Here is a 13,755-nt window from a genome sequence, read left to right as displayed (position 1 = left end):
ATACGTTTCTTTGCGTTTTTTTACGCCTGAATTGCTTCGCAACAAAAATCACGGACGTGAATATTTCAAAGTGTTTCATTCGAATGATTAGCACATTTGGTTAAAATTAGCACAGCTATCTGGACGTCTAAATACAAATATAAGAAAAAGCCTTATCTGCCGCTTTTGTGCATAAGGTATGCCTTTATCTCAATTAAATATAAGTAATTCATATAAATAGGAAAGGTAGCGCTGATTTTTTAAGCGGCAACTGCGGAATTTAGAGATGGTTCACAAAGTTCCGTCAAATTCACAAATTATTACACAATATTTCTTCTTGTTACTTATTTAAGACATTTGTAGCACTTTCAGGCTAGCGAAACGTTTACTTGTTTGGAAAGATGCCTCTCAGACACAGAAAGACACCAAACTCTCATCTGTAGTTCCGTAAATTTTTTTTGACGGATTTACACGGCGGCAGTGGCAGGTGTCCAAAAAAAACCAATGAGGGTAATAAATAATGATGAAGCGCAATATCCTGGCAGTGGTTATCCCTGCCCTGCTCGTAGCGGGCGCAGCTAACGCTGCTGAGATCTATAACAAAGATGGCAACAAAGTTGATATCTACGGTAAAGCAGTTGGTTTGCACTACTTCACCAAAGATAATGGCGCTAACGGTTATGCTGGCAACGGCGACAAAACATACGCTCGTCTGGGCTTCAAAGGCGAAACTAAAATCAATGACCAGGTGACCGGTTACGGCCAGTGGGAATATAACTTCCAGGGTAACAACTCTGAAGGCGGCACCGATGCTCAGAAGGGCAACAAAACTCGTCTGGCCTTCGCTGGTCTGAAATTCGGCGACGCGGGCTCTTTCGACTACGGTCGTAACTACGGCCTGGTATACGATGCAATCGGCGTAACCGATATGCTGCCAGAGTTCGGTGGCGACACCAGCAACAGCGATAACTTCTTCTCCGGTCGTAACGGTGGTCTGGCGACTTACCGTAACAGCAACTTCTTCGGCCTGGTTGATGGCCTGAACTTCGGCGTACAGTACCTGGGCAAAAACGAGCGTGCGAATGCCCAAGGTTCTGCAGATGATATCACTCGTTCCAACGGCGACGGCTGGGCGACCTCTCTGAGCTATGACTTCGACGGCTTCGGCGTTGTTGGTGCTTACGGCGCAGCGGATCGTACCAATGCACAGGAAACCCACGACGCATCTGCGACTGGTTATGGCGCAGCTGGTAAAAAAGCTGAGCAGTGGGCAACGGGTCTGAAATATGATGCGAACAATATCTACCTGGCAGCTCTGTACGGTGAAACCCGCAACGCAACCCGCCTGAATACTACCCCTGCGGGCAGCACCGTTGAGCGCAACGGTTACCTGAATAAAACTCAGGACTTCTCCGTTGTTGCACAGTACCAATTTGACTTCGGTCTACGTCCGTCCATCGCTTACTACAAATCTAAAGCGAAAGACGTTGCAGGCGTAGGCAGCGCAGATTACATCAACTACATCGAAGTGGGCGCAACCTACTACTTCAACAAAAATATGTCCACCTATGTTGACTACATCATCAACCAGATTGATAAAGACAACAAACTGGGCGTAGGTTCTGACGACACCGTAGCAGTGGGTCTCGTTTACCAGTTCTAATCAGTCACCCTCGACTGTTATAGGCATTTAAAACAGGGCTTCGGCCCTGTTTTTTTATGCCTGCGGCAAAAAGCGCGACGACTTTTGAAAAGCGTCGCGCTTTTTATTGCAAACGGTTGGCAATTCCCCTGCCAGCCGTTAACCTGATAACGGAATTCCCTTCTGTCATCAAAATGGAACCTCGTCATGTTTGAGAATATTACCGCTGCCCCTGCCGACCCTATTCTGGGCCTGGCCGATCTGTTTCGCGCCGATGAACGCCCGCACAAAATTAACTTAGGCATCGGTGTCTATAAAGATGAAACCGGTAAGACGCCGGTGCTGACCAGCGTGAAGAAAGCAGAGCTCTATCTGCTGGAAAACGAAGCCACCAAAAACTACCTCGGCATCGACGGCATTCCAGAATTTGGCCGCTGCACCCAGGAGTTACTCTTCGGCAAAGGCAGCGCCATTATCAATGACAAACGCGCACGGACGGCACAAACCCCAGGCGGCACCGGCGGTCTGCGCGTTGCCGCAGATTTCCTCGCCAAAAACACCAGCGTAAAACGCGTCTGGGTCAGCAACCCGAGCTGGCCGAACCATAAAGGCGTATTTAACTCCGCTGGCCTGGAAGTGTGCGAATACGCTTACTACGATGCACAGAACCATACCCTCGATTTTGAAGGCCTGCTGGCCAGCCTTGAGCAGGCGCAGGCTGGCGACGTAGTACTGTTCCACGGCTGCTGCCACAACCCGACCGGTATCGATCCGACGCTGGAGCAGTGGGAGACGCTGGCGAAGCGCTCTGTAGAGAAAGGATGGCTGCCGCTGTTCGATTTCGCCTATCAGGGTTTCGCTCGCGGTCTGGAAGAGGATGCTGAGGGGCTGCGTGCCTTCGCTGCGCTGCATAAAGAGCTGCTGGTCGCCAGTTCCTACTCGAAAAACTTCGGCCTCTACAACGAGCGTGTAGGTGCCTGTACGCTGGTCTGCGCCGATGCAGATACTGCCGATCGCGCATTCAGCCAGATGAAATCGGTGATCCGCGCGAACTACTCCAACCCGCCAGCCCACGGCGCGTCAGTGGTTGCAACCATCCTCAGCAACACTGCCCTGCGTGCGATCTGGGAGCAGGAGCTGACCGACATGCGCCAGCGCATCCAGCGTATGCGTCTGCTGTTTGTGAATACGCTGCAGGAGAAAGGCGCGAACCGCGACTTTAGCTTTATCACCCGCCAGAATGGCATGTTCTCATTCAGCGGCCTGACCAAAGAGCAGGTGCTGCGCCTGCGTGAAGAGTTCGGCATCTATGCCGTGGCTTCCGGGCGTATCAACGTCGCCGGCATGACGCCAGATAATATGGCACCGCTGTGCGAGGCGATTGTCGCCGTCCTGTAAGCAAGACGCAGGAAGTAAAAAGGGTCGCTTACGCGACCCTTTTTTGTTTACCACACCGGTTGTTCATCTTGCAGGAACGGGTTGTGCAACCGCTCATTCCCCAATGTCGAGAGTGGCCCGTGACCCGGAATAAAGGTCACGTCATCACCAAGCGGCAACAGCTTATGCTTGATGGAGTGAATCAGTTGCGCGTGATCCCCTTTCGGGAAATCGCTGCGTCCTACGCCGCCTTTAAAGACCACGTCGCCAGAGATCAGCAAACGTGACTGCGCGTCAAAAAAGACGATATGCCCCGGTGTATGTCCCGGACAGTGCAGCACCTGCAGGCTGATATTGCCTACGGCTACGCTGTCGCCTTCATTTAACCAACGATCGGGCGTCAGCGGCTGGCAATCTTCGAGGCCAAACATGCGGCTCTGCGCCGGTAATCCCTGTAGCCAGAACTCATCTTCTTTTTCCGGGCCGATAATCGGCACACCATAATGCTGCGCCAGTTCCGCCGCCGCACCAACATGATCGAGATGACCATGCGTCAGCAGGATTTGCGTCACCGTCACACCACACGCATCCACTTCCTGAATAATGCGCTCTGCATCGCCACCGGGATCAACCACGGCAGCAACTTGCGTCTGTTCACACCAGATTAGCGAACAATTCTGGGAGAACGCGGTAACCGGAATAATACGATAGTTCATACTGCTCCTGTAGCTCAGACTGAGTTTTACCAGTGCCTTACCGGCCCGGTGTCAATATGCACAAAATTGCTTTTGGGGTAGTATCCTACACCACCCGCGCGCAGAGATAACGCAGCTTTGCGAATATTACTCAGGGAAATCCCTTCAATATGGAAATCCATCGCCTGGCCTTTGGTGTGATAGCTTTTTTTCGCCACACCGCGGCTATGAGCACGCAGCTCATTATTGGTATCAACAGAGCGATAACCGGAGATGAGTTGGACAGGTTTATTCGTGCCTAACAGGCCTTGCAGGCGGAACAGGTGATCAAATAGCTGAGGATCCATGTGCGTAATTTTATTTGCGCGGTAATCACGGAAGAAATGGTTGAGTTTTGCTAATTCATCCTGAATATAGCCTCTACCATCAAAGAACTCAGCTTTAATAGACTCCCCGGTATTAAGATTATTAAGTCTTAAAATACGCGGGCGCGGCGTGGAGAGCGTTGCAAAAGCGGGAGTGGGCAGCAGAGCAACACCGAGTGTGGCTCCACCCAACGCCAGCAATTTGCGGCGATTAGCGTCAAATTTATCCATGATAATCAGATCTACAGAAAAAGTGCATTGAACGATTTTTATGCACTGCTTTAGCGCACGAGAGGCACCTTACCGGGCATCAAACGCCGCGTCAAGGCGGCCTCTCCCCAGCAATCCCGGGCTCTGTAGCCTGAACTACCCGGGAATTGCCTGTCACTATGACAACGGAAAATCGCAAACTGCTTCATTTACCTGATTAATTTTTCAGCTTTCGCCAGAACAAGCGCACCGGTGCGCGCCGTCAGATCATAATTGTAAATATCTGTGCGGTATTGCGTGCGTCCATCCGCGCCAACGAACGCGGTCAAATAGTAAAGATTGACCGGAATATCGTGGCGAATATTGACGTAGCGCGTATCGCCCTGCTTTAACGCATCCGAAATACGCGTATCGCTCCAGCCCGCATCCTGCAACAGCATATTGGCAAGCTCAGAGGATTTATTCACCCTCACGCAGCCGGAGCTAAGCGCACGGGCCTGTTTCTGGAACAGAGCGTGGTTCGGCGTGTCATGCAGGTAAATCGCGTCAGAACTCGGCATATTGAACTTATAACGCCCAAGCGAGTTGGTCACGCCAGGTGCCTGCTGAAAACGGAAAGGCAAGTTAGATGGCGTAATCGTCGCCCAGTCAACCATTGTGGGATCGATCGGCTCTTTGCTGTTCCAGCCGCGCAGCACGGTGTAACCATGGCGCTCAAGGTAGGTGGGATCGTTCCACAACTTCGGCAGGATATCTTTGCGCGCCAGCGTCGGCGGCACGTTCCACGGCGGGTTAACCACAACATTATTAAGCGCGCTGCTCATCATCGGCGTTTTGCGATCCGGGCGACCGACAATCACTCTCGACGACAGCACTTCATTGCCGTTGAGGTAGTAGACCAGCGAATACTCCGGAATATTAACCATAATGCCGGTCGAAAGCGTCGAGGGCAGCAGGCGCAGACGCTGAATATTGAGCGCCAGCAGACCGGCGCGCTGCGCAGGCGTGACGTTCAGCCAGTCGCGCGTGCTTTTACCGATCACGCCATCAGCGTGTAAACCCTGCCAGGCCTGAAAACGTTTTACCGCCTCAACCAGCGTGCGGTCATAGGCCTCACGCGCGGCGGGCTTTTTCTTAGGTGCCGGCTCTGCCGAGGTGCTGACCGTGGCATTGCCATCCGGCAGCGCTATCTCTGCGCCGCTCTCCAGCATGCCGTTGCGCTGCAGGATCTCACGCAGCGCCGGAACGTCATTGCTCCACTGTCCCGGGCGCAGTGACGCTGTACCGGTCATCTCCGGCCACGGGCGTGAATCTGCCACCAGCGTCAACAAGGATTGGTGCATCGCCGTATATTGCGGGTGATGCGGTGCCAGCGTGGCAATAAAAGCAGGCAGGGAGCCGTTATCCAGCGCAGATTGCCACTGGTTGATCACCGAAATAGCGGGTGTCGCGAGCGTATAAGGTTTATCGCTATAGAGCCAGCGCTGACCCTTCGCCTGGATACCGGCCACAAATTGCAGGTAACCCATCATCGCGTCGGAGAGTACAACATCCCGCGCCATGCCGGTCACATCCGGGTTGGTCAGCAGTTCGACCCAGGTGGTAAATTGCGGCTGAAAGCCGCCAATCGCCACTTCCGCCAGCTGCTGCTGGAAAGCTTGAACTGCTTCGCGGTTATCCCACATCGGCTTCTGGCCGCGTGCAGCATAGAGCGCCGCGAGCTGATCCATATAGACAGGCGCCCAGTTTGCTGGCAGCTGAGATTGCAGCTGTGCCCGTACTTCGGCAACCGAGACACCGTTCGGATAGGGTTTCACACCGATCATCATCGCCGTCGCCGGAGATTGCTCCAGCGGCTGCGGTAATAGGGTGGGTTGATCGCCCGGCGTCGCCGAGGTATCAACCGGTACAACTTCAGGCTCATCGGCCTGCGCATTAAACAGCGGAGCGAATGCGAATGCCAGGCACAAACTCAACGCCGACATTCGACGACCATACGACTTCAAAAGCAACATCCCTGCCCCCTGTTCTCACCTTACATGTGACTAAATGTCACCTTTTTCTCAGTATATAAAGACAAAAAAACATTTGTCTGACCTACTGTAAAGAAGTTTAAAGATTAAACGCCGACTGGCAATCTTTTTCAGAAAACAAAAAGAGCGGCACTGAGGCCGCTCTTTATATATTGTGCTGCGATTAGGAAACGTCCGCCGTCCCGGGGAGCGTTTCCGGCAGCTGCGGAGCAAAGCCACGCAGGCCGACAACATGCACATGTTCCTGATTCTGCACCACTTTACGCACCAGCTTGTAGGTAGTGCCTTTCTCCGGGCTGATGTTCTCCGGCGCGGCGATAATCAGCTGCATCTCCAGACGCTCACACAGCTCGAACAGTGTGGCGATAGAGCGGGCATCAAGACGCGCCGCTTCATCAAGGAACAGCAGGCGACACGGCGAGATATCCTTGCCGCGCAGGCGGCGGGCTTCATCTTCCCAGCTCTGCACCACCATCACCAGAATGGACATCCCGGTACCGATCGCTTCCCCGGTCGACAATGCCCCCGACTCGGCGCGCAGCCAGCCGTCGGAGCCACGGTTGACTTCCACTTCCATCTCCAGATAGTTGCGGTAGTCGAGCAGCTCTTCGCCAATGGTCTGCGGCGTGCGCTGCCCCATATCGATTTGCGGGTTCAGGCGCTGATAGAGCTTCGCCAGCGCTTCCGAGAAGGTCAGGCGGCTGCTGTTAAACAGATCCTGATGCTGCTCGTGCTGCTCTGAAAGCACATTGAGCAGCGTGGCGTGGGTCTCCCGCACGTTCACGTTTAAGCGCACGCTGTTGACCTGGCCGAACGAGACGCTCTGCAAACCCTGGTTGAGCATACGGATACGGTTCTGCTCGCGCTGAATGGTTTTGCGAATAATATTCGCCACGCTGCGGGAGCTGATCGCCAGCTTCTGCTCGCGCGAGGTGAGCTCTTCCGTCAGGCGGCTTAGCTCAATCTCCATCTGCTCAATCGCCTCTACCGGATCGTCGGTGCGAATAATATCCTGACGGATACGTTCGCGCAGATGCTGGTAGACCGCGACAAAGAACTGGATTTTACGCTCCGGGCGTTTCGGATCTTCCGACATGCGCAGCACATCGCGCAGGTGTTCATTATCCGACACCGCCAGGCGCAGGGCACCAAGGGCCTTATCCGACATGGAGCGCAGCTCGTCCGCAGAAAGGTAAGCCAGTTCGCGACGGTGGAGACGACGCTCAACGCCGTTATCTTTCACCATGCGCATCACCGCGCACCAGCCCGCTTTCGCGCTCACCACCTGCTCACGCATTTCGTGATAATCGCGCTCCAGACGGCGTAACTTGCGCGTCAGGTTATCCATCTCGGCCTCACAGAAGGTGAGCGCTTTTTCCAGCTGATTGCGGCGCGAGCGGTTGCCGGAGAGCTGGGCATGCAGTTCGTCACGACGCTGACGCGCCCGCTCCTCTGCCCCGCTGTCGGCGCGCACGCCGATATCCTGTAACTCTTTTTGCAGGTCGTTAAGCAGCTCTTTTTTGGTATCAAACGAACTCTTCAGCGAGGCCAGCACCTGGTTGTACTGACCGTACTGCGCGGCATGGCTGCGCATCGCTTCGCGCGCACGGGTACGCTCCGCTTCAGCCTGCTCCAGACGCTGGCGCAGCTTCTCATTAAGATCGTTATTGCCGTTAAACATCTCGGCGGAGTCGGAGTAGCTGAAGTGCGCCCGGCGTTGAACCACTTCCGCCAGCGCGAAAGCCTGCTGGCGCGCATCACGCTGCACCTGCTGCGACGCGGCGTAGTCGGCTTTGAGCTGTTCAAACTGCTCCGGATCGCTCTGCAATACGGAAACCATCGGTTCAAGCTTCGCCAGCTGATTGCCGAACTGCTGAATAAAGCGCGCGGCTTCCTGCGCTTCATCCAGCCGCTCCTGGATCTCATCGACGCGATCGGCGAGGGTCTCATCCGCCAGCAGGCTCAGGCGCGGCAGCAGGCGGTTAAGCTGGGCCACGCCCTCTTTCGCCTGCTCGAACTGAACGCGATTCTGCTGGTTATCATTTTCATGATTGCTGATAGCCCGCTCAAGCTCGCCGCGGCGGCTGTTGAGGGTGCGGATCTCCGCTTCCGGATCGTCGTCAAACGCCACGCCAATATGGCTGCCGATAAAGCGGCTGAAGGCCTGATGCAGACGCTGGGTTTTCTGCACATCAAACGACAGGGTGGCGAAACGTTCCGCCAGCGTTTCCCGCTCGGCGTGCAGGCTTTCAATCCGGCTTTCACGCGCGGCACGGCCAAAGATCGGCAGCGTCGGGAAGCGGGAGTAGCGCCACTGGCGGTCGGCGATTTTCACCACTACCGCTTTTTCCAGCTCATCCACGCTGAAGACGCTGTCATCGAAGGATTGCGGATCCCCTTCGATCAGATAGAGATCTTCCGGGCAATCCTCCAGCCCTTCGAGCATCCCGGCGACTAGCGAGAGATCCGGCACCACGATAGCGTGGCGTGACGGGCCATACAGCGCCGAGTAGTAAGGGGCATCTTCGAGGCTAACGTCATCATAAATTTCCGAAAGCAGGACGCCGCCAAAGCGTTCGGCCAGCGCATTGAGGCGCTGATCTTCCGCACCGCCCGGCTGGCTTAAACGCTCGATCTCATCATCGACCGCGCGCTTACGTGCACCGATCTCATCGCGCTCAACGATAGCTTCGCGCTCGCGCTCCAGCAGCTGTTGCAGATACTCGGTAACATCCTGGCCCGACTCAAACTGCTCGCCGCTCTGTTCACACAGCTGCGACAGGCTGTTCTGCGCCGCCAGCCAGATCGGCGCGCGTTTGGTAAGGGTCTGAATGCGCGACTGTAACTGCTCCAGCTCCTGGCGCAGCGCCATACGCTGCTCACCGGCAGCAGAAACGTTGTCTGAGAGCGCGGCAATCTGCGCTTCCAGCTGCTGATGCAGCGCTTCCAGCTCCTCGGCATCAATCTGTTTACCCTGTCGTTTGCAGAACTCCGCCAGCAGGCGCTCGGCGTCTTGCTGCTCGCGCAGGCGCTGCTCCAGCTCCGTCAGACGCATGCGCAGCGGCTGAACCTGCTCCGCCAGATGGCGCTGGTTAACCGCATCGCGCAGTAATTCACGCGCCACGCTCCAGGCTTCATTACGCGCCAGCGGGCCATTAATGGCGGCCACCAGCTGATAGGCCTGCTCAAACTGGCTGTGCGCCGTTTGCGCGACGCTGATTTTTTGATCCAGCGACAGCAGTTTCTCGGTTGCTTCCTGCTCTTTGGCCTGGAAGGTCTCCAGCCACTCATCGGCGCTTTCAATGGTCAGATCCGGCAGGTGGCAAAGCGTTTTCGCCCGCTCCAGCGCCTGCAGAGCCTGGTTGTACTGGATCGCGCGGGTTTGCTGAACGTCCAGCGCCTGCTGGTAGTCCGCAAGCTGATTTTTCAGTTCATCCACTTCCAGCTCGGCCGCTTCGGCACGGGCTTCGTTATCTTCCTGGCGCTCGGCGGCTTCGGCCACCACTTCCTGCTGCTCTTCGAGGCGGATCTGCAACTCTTCCAGATCGGCTTCGTAGCGCTCAATCTTCTCCTGCTGACGCAGCGCGGTCTGCACGAGGTTTAAGTGATCGCTGGCGGCCTGGTAATCGGCCTCCAGATCCCCTTCCGCACCGCTATGTTCCGCCAGCTCGCGCGCCATATCGACATGCTTATACTGCTCGGCGGCAAGCTGCTTGCGTGAGGTAAAGAGATCGCGGCGATACTCCAGCGCTTTATCCAGATGCACCCGACGCTCATTGGCGTGGCGCATATAGTCTGCCGCCACGTAATCGGTGGCTTCGCTGATCAGATGTTTAAAGAGATCGCGGTCGGACTGGGTAACGCGGATCGCCTCCAGCGTCATGCGGTTTTCGCGCAGCGCCGCTTCCATATCCTGAAACGCTTTACGCACCCCGCTGTTTTCTGGCAGCAAGTAGTCGCGCAGGGAGCGCGTAATGGCGCTGGAGATCCCGCCATAGAGCGAGGCTTCAATCAGGCGGTAGAACTTGCTGCGATCGGAGGCGGAGCGCAGACGACGCGCTACGATCCCCAGATCGAACATCAGCGAGTGGTAATCGGTGATGGAGTTGAACTGCTTAAACTGCACCCCTTCCATCGCGTCGAGCTTATCTTTCACTTCCTGCAGCGTCAGGACACGCGCCTGGCGCTCATTGAGGGTTTCCGTCAGCAGCTGCGTTGGCAGCACCGAAGTTGGCAAGCCCTGAATGGCAAAAGGTTTAATGTCCACTTTGCGATCGCGACCGGCGACCTGCTGCAAACGCACGCCAACCAGCACGCGCTGGTTGCGGGAGTTGATCACATCCAGCACCGAATAACAGACCCCGGCTTTCAGTTTGCCGTGCAGACCCTTATCGCGTGAGCCTGAAGTTGCGCCCGCTTCGGTGGTGTTACGGAAGTGCAGCAGCGTCAGATCCGGGATCAGCGCCGTGACAAACGCCGCCATGGTGGTCGATTTCCCGGCCCCGTTACCGCCTGAAAGGGTGGTGACCAGCTCGTCGAGATCAAAGGTGCGGGCAAAAAAGCCGTTCCAGTTAATCAGCGTAAGCGAACGAAATTTACCGCGATCAATCATTACTCATCCTCCGAGCTGTCCGGCTGGTTCTCTTCAGGCTCATCATTGAGCTGCAGGTGATTTTCCACAGGCATCGCTTCACCGTCGCGGATCATGCGCAGCTGCGCTTCACGCGCATCGTCACCCGAACGCACATCGGCCCCGAAGCGGAACACCGATTCGGTGATGCGGAACTTGCTGCTGTCATTGCCCATAAACCAGATCATGCCGAGACGGCGCAGACGGTTGAGGGAGGAACGCACCTTTTCCTGCAGCTTCTGACGGTCGAGATCGGAGCCGGTTGAGCGGTTGTTCACCAGCTTCAACAGCTTGTTTTCATCCGCCAGCGACAGCAGCTCGTCATAGAGCTCCTGCTGGGTAAAAATCCCCTCGTTAGCCAGACGCTCCGGGCTGAGATAGAGGTAGCACAGAATTTTGCCGACCATCATATCCAGCTCAGAGAGCACCGAGCGCGGGATGAGGGTGGTGGAGCGCGGGCGCAGATAGAAGAAACCTTCCGGCGCGCGAATCAGCTCCACGTTATAACGGGCGTAGAACTCCTCGAGATACTCCTGGAAATCCATCAAAAAGGCGTGATTATCCAGCTCGTCGAGGCCAATATGCCGCCCTGAGCGCAGTGCGCTATCCAGCGCCGGAAACAGCGGGTTTGCCAACGCTTGTGCCAGTTTAACCGGCATCACTTGTTCAATATTTGTCGATGACATGCGCCTGTACCTTGGCTCCGTAATCATTAATCGGCTGCCATTTCGGCGGCAGGCCGGTGAAATCTGCTTGCGCTACGCCGAGGCGTACCGCCTGATCAACTACGATGCGCGCGATGTCAAAATGACGCGCGCGCGGGTATTGCGCCAGATACTCGCGGGCCACAAGGCCGAGATCGAGCGGCACACCTTTGGTTTTATAGATAGCCAGCTGCCGTTCGATCAGCGCCGCGAGCTGTTCGCGAATCTCGTTAAACTCCTCGAACTCCATCTCCGTTGGCAGCTCACCGGTCACCTCTTCGTCGCGCAGCGCCATCTCTTCATCGCGCATATCCAGCAAGCGGTCGGCGCTGGCGTGGGTCAACGTCCACGGTGCGTCGAAATAGCTCTGCACCGACTGGCGCAAACGCTGGGCGAAGACGCGGTTTTTATCCATATCAATCGCGGTACGGATAAATTTATGCACGTGGCGGTCGTAACCGATCCACAGGTCGATGGACTGCTGCCCCCAGCTGACAATACGGTCGAGCTTGCTTTGCAGGTTAAAGACCAGTTGATCGAGGAACTCGAGATCGTCGCGTCCCATGGTCGCTTCCTGGATGCTCAGCAAGTTGGTTTGCAACTTATCGCCTGCCGCTTCGAGCGTATCCTGCAGTTCGCGCAGCGTACCGGAGGTTTCAGAGAGCAGTAGCTCACAGCTGGAGATGGCAGCGCGCCAGTCCTTATTTAGCAACTGGGCAATATCATCTTTCACCTGTTGCTGCTGCTCATCCATGATGCGCTGCGTAAGATCGATGCTGTCGAAAATCTCTGCAACAGAGTATTTCAGCGGCGCAAAGACGTTCCGGTGCCAGTGGAATTCATCCCCGCCCTCTTCTGCCGCATCGGCAGCGCGCTTCAACTCAGCCGCCACAATAGAGAGCTGCATCGAGAGGCGCAGCGTGGAGAACTCGCGCTGGCGAATATAGTAATCGGTAATACCGATGCCCAGCGGCGTGAGGCGGTAGATGGCGTTGCCCTCTGCCTGCTCGCTGGTAAAGCGGTTCAACAAACGCTGACGCACCATATCGTTAATCGCGTTGTTTGCACGCTGGTTAACGGTTTCGCTGGTTTGCTCAAACGCTTCACTCACATGACGAAAGGCGTCAACCAGCTCGCCTTCACTCATTTCGCCATCAAGACGCTCGCCGTTAAGGGTGGCGACAGCCAGCAAAAAGGAGAGCCTGTCGACCGGCAGCGAGATGGAGAAATCATTTTTCCTGGCCCAGGCAACCAGTTCGGGGACTGTCTGGGAAAATTCACTCATCGTTTGTCCTTCCATCGATTTGCGGCTTACGGGCTGTCACGTGGATATAACGGCCGAGGCTAATATAGGGTTCCTGCCGGCAGTAGCGGGTCTCCAGCTCCAGCAGCATCTCGAAACTGCGCTGCTGCTGAGTTTTGTCGCGCAGATAGTCATGGAAAACACGCACGCCGGTTTTGCCGGTGATATGCCAGCCAATCTGCTCAAGCCAGCGATAAACCTCGGCGGGCGCACGCGGGTAATCCGGGGAGAGCGTACGCTTCTTCCGCTTCGGCATCCCCACCTGCACATAGTCAAAGTTCCCTGCCACCATGTTATGCATCAGCAGGCCGTCAGCATTGTAAAACATCAGCGACAGCGCACCGCCCGACCTTAATACCGTCCACAATTTTTGCAGCACGGCGACGGGATCGGCGACCCATTCAAGAACTGCATGGAACAATATCAGATCAACCGGCGATGCCAAATGCTGAGCAATATCCTGAACCGGGCAGTGTACAAAATGCATGTTACCGCTGATGCCTTTCTCTTCCGCCGCGGCCTGCGCGCGTTTAAGCATCTCCTGCGACACATCGCAGAGGGTCACATGATGGCCAAGCTGCGCCATGCGGATCGCCGTTTGCCCCTCGCCGCCGCCCGCGTCAAGCACGCGCAGCGGGCCGTCATTCATTTCTGCCAGTAATATATCAAGATCCTGCCACAGGATCGCCTGACGCAGCAGACCTTTTGTCGTGCCGTAAATGTTGCGCGAGAATTTCTCGGCGATATCGTCGAAATTGCGATCCTGCATAGCCGCCCTACGCTCCTGGCAAAAGCGCTATTTTGTCACAGCCGTGCC

9 protein-coding genes are annotated in these 13,755 nt (G+C 55.8%); 2 read left to right on the top strand and 7 right to left on the bottom strand.

The annotated features are described in order from the left end of the window. Positions 1–499 precede the first annotated feature (499 nt). Both ompF and BWI95_RS13515 read left to right on the top strand, forming a co-directional pair. Positions 500–1,642 (top strand): porin OmpF, encoded by a 1,143-nt coding sequence (gene ompF / locus BWI95_RS13525; protein ID WP_054803100.1) that lies wholly within the window; start codon positions 500–502, stop codon positions 1,640–1,642. A 186-nt stretch (positions 1,643–1,828) separates the two neighbouring features. Beyond that, positions 1,829–3,019: an amino acid aminotransferase gene (locus BWI95_RS13515; protein WP_054803099.1), complete on the top strand. Its 1,191-nt coding sequence runs from the start codon at positions 1,829–1,831 to the stop codon at positions 3,017–3,019. Positions 3,020–3,066: 47 nt separating this feature from the next. On the opposite strand, the gene BWI95_RS13510 is transcribed toward BWI95_RS13515, so the two are convergent. The 7 genes from BWI95_RS13510 to cmoM form a co-directional block, all read right to left on the bottom strand. After that, positions 3,067–3,714 carry an MBL fold metallo-hydrolase gene (locus BWI95_RS13510; RefSeq protein WP_023481588.1) on the bottom strand — a complete coding sequence of 216 codons (648 nt, stop codon included), beginning with the start codon at positions 3,712–3,714 and terminating at the stop codon, positions 3,067–3,069. Between the two features lie 26 nt (positions 3,715–3,740). Continuing rightward, the gene (locus BWI95_RS13505; protein WP_054803098.1) at positions 3,741–4,289 is read right to left on the bottom strand and encodes a YcbK family protein; all 549 of its coding nucleotides are present in this window, start codon (positions 4,287–4,289) and stop codon (positions 3,741–3,743) included. A gap of 188 nt (positions 4,290–4,477) precedes the next feature. Further along, positions 4,478–6,283, bottom strand: coding sequence for a L,D-transpeptidase (gene ldtD / locus BWI95_RS13500; RefSeq protein ID WP_054803097.1), 1,806 nt, complete (start codon positions 6,281–6,283; stop codon positions 4,478–4,480). Between the two features lie 181 nt (positions 6,284–6,464). Next, a complete protein-coding gene (gene mukB, locus BWI95_RS13495; protein WP_076769640.1) occupies positions 6,465–10,913 on the bottom strand; it encodes a chromosome partition protein MukB in 4,449 nt (1,482 codons plus the stop codon). Further along, positions 10,913–11,617, bottom strand: coding sequence for a chromosome partition protein MukE (gene mukE, locus BWI95_RS13490; RefSeq protein WP_023481680.1), 705 nt, complete (start codon positions 11,615–11,617; stop codon positions 10,913–10,915). The genes mukB and mukE overlap by 1 nt, the downstream gene beginning before the upstream one ends. Further along, positions 11,598–12,920: a chromosome partition protein MukF gene (mukF, locus tag BWI95_RS13485; protein WP_076769639.1), complete on the bottom strand. Its 1,323-nt coding sequence runs from the start codon at positions 12,918–12,920 to the stop codon at positions 11,598–11,600. The genes mukE and mukF overlap by 20 nt, the downstream gene beginning before the upstream one ends. Continuing rightward, positions 12,913–13,707, bottom strand: coding sequence for a tRNA uridine 5-oxyacetic acid(34) methyltransferase CmoM (cmoM, locus tag BWI95_RS13480; RefSeq protein ID WP_054803096.1), 795 nt, complete (start codon positions 13,705–13,707; stop codon positions 12,913–12,915). Before cmoM ends, mukF begins: the two co-directional genes overlap by 8 nt. Positions 13,708–13,755 lie beyond the last annotated feature (48 nt).

Source organism: Kosakonia cowanii JCM 10956 = DSM 18146 (assembly GCF_001975225.1).
In the GTDB taxonomy this organism is placed as follows: Bacteria; Pseudomonadota; Gammaproteobacteria; order Enterobacterales; family Enterobacteriaceae; genus Kosakonia; species Kosakonia cowanii.
Note: the sequence above shows the minus strand (reverse complement) of the source record. Positions and strands in the feature narration are given on the sequence as shown.

What these genes read in the sequence shown, in the direction of transcription:
- ompF (WP_054803100.1), top strand. Translation starts at nt 500, where the DNA reads ATGATGAAGCGCAATATCCTGGCAGTGGTTATCCCTGCCCTGCTCGTA.
- BWI95_RS13515 (WP_054803099.1), top strand. Translation starts at nt 1,829, where the DNA reads ATGTTTGAGAATATTACCGCTGCCCCTGCCGACCCTATTCTGGGCCTG.
- BWI95_RS13510 (WP_023481588.1), bottom strand. Translation starts at nt 3,714, where the DNA reads ATGAACTATCGTATTATTCCGGTTACCGCGTTCTCCCAGAATTGTTCG.
- BWI95_RS13505 (WP_054803098.1), bottom strand. Translation starts at nt 4,289, where the DNA reads ATGGATAAATTTGACGCTAATCGCCGCAAATTGCTGGCGTTGGGTGGA.
- ldtD (WP_054803097.1), bottom strand. Translation starts at nt 6,283, where the DNA reads ATGTTGCTTTTGAAGTCGTATGGTCGTCGAATGTCGGCGTTGAGTTTG.
- mukB (WP_076769640.1), bottom strand. Translation starts at nt 10,913, where the DNA reads ATGATTGATCGCGGTAAATTTCGTTCGCTTACGCTGATTAACTGGAAC.
- mukE (WP_023481680.1), bottom strand. Translation starts at nt 11,617, where the DNA reads ATGTCATCGACAAATATTGAACAAGTGATGCCGGTTAAACTGGCACAA.
- mukF (WP_076769639.1), bottom strand. Translation starts at nt 12,920, where the DNA reads ATGAGTGAATTTTCCCAGACAGTCCCCGAACTGGTTGCCTGGGCCAGG.
- cmoM (WP_054803096.1), bottom strand. Translation starts at nt 13,707, where the DNA reads ATGCAGGATCGCAATTTCGACGATATCGCCGAGAAATTCTCGCGCAAC.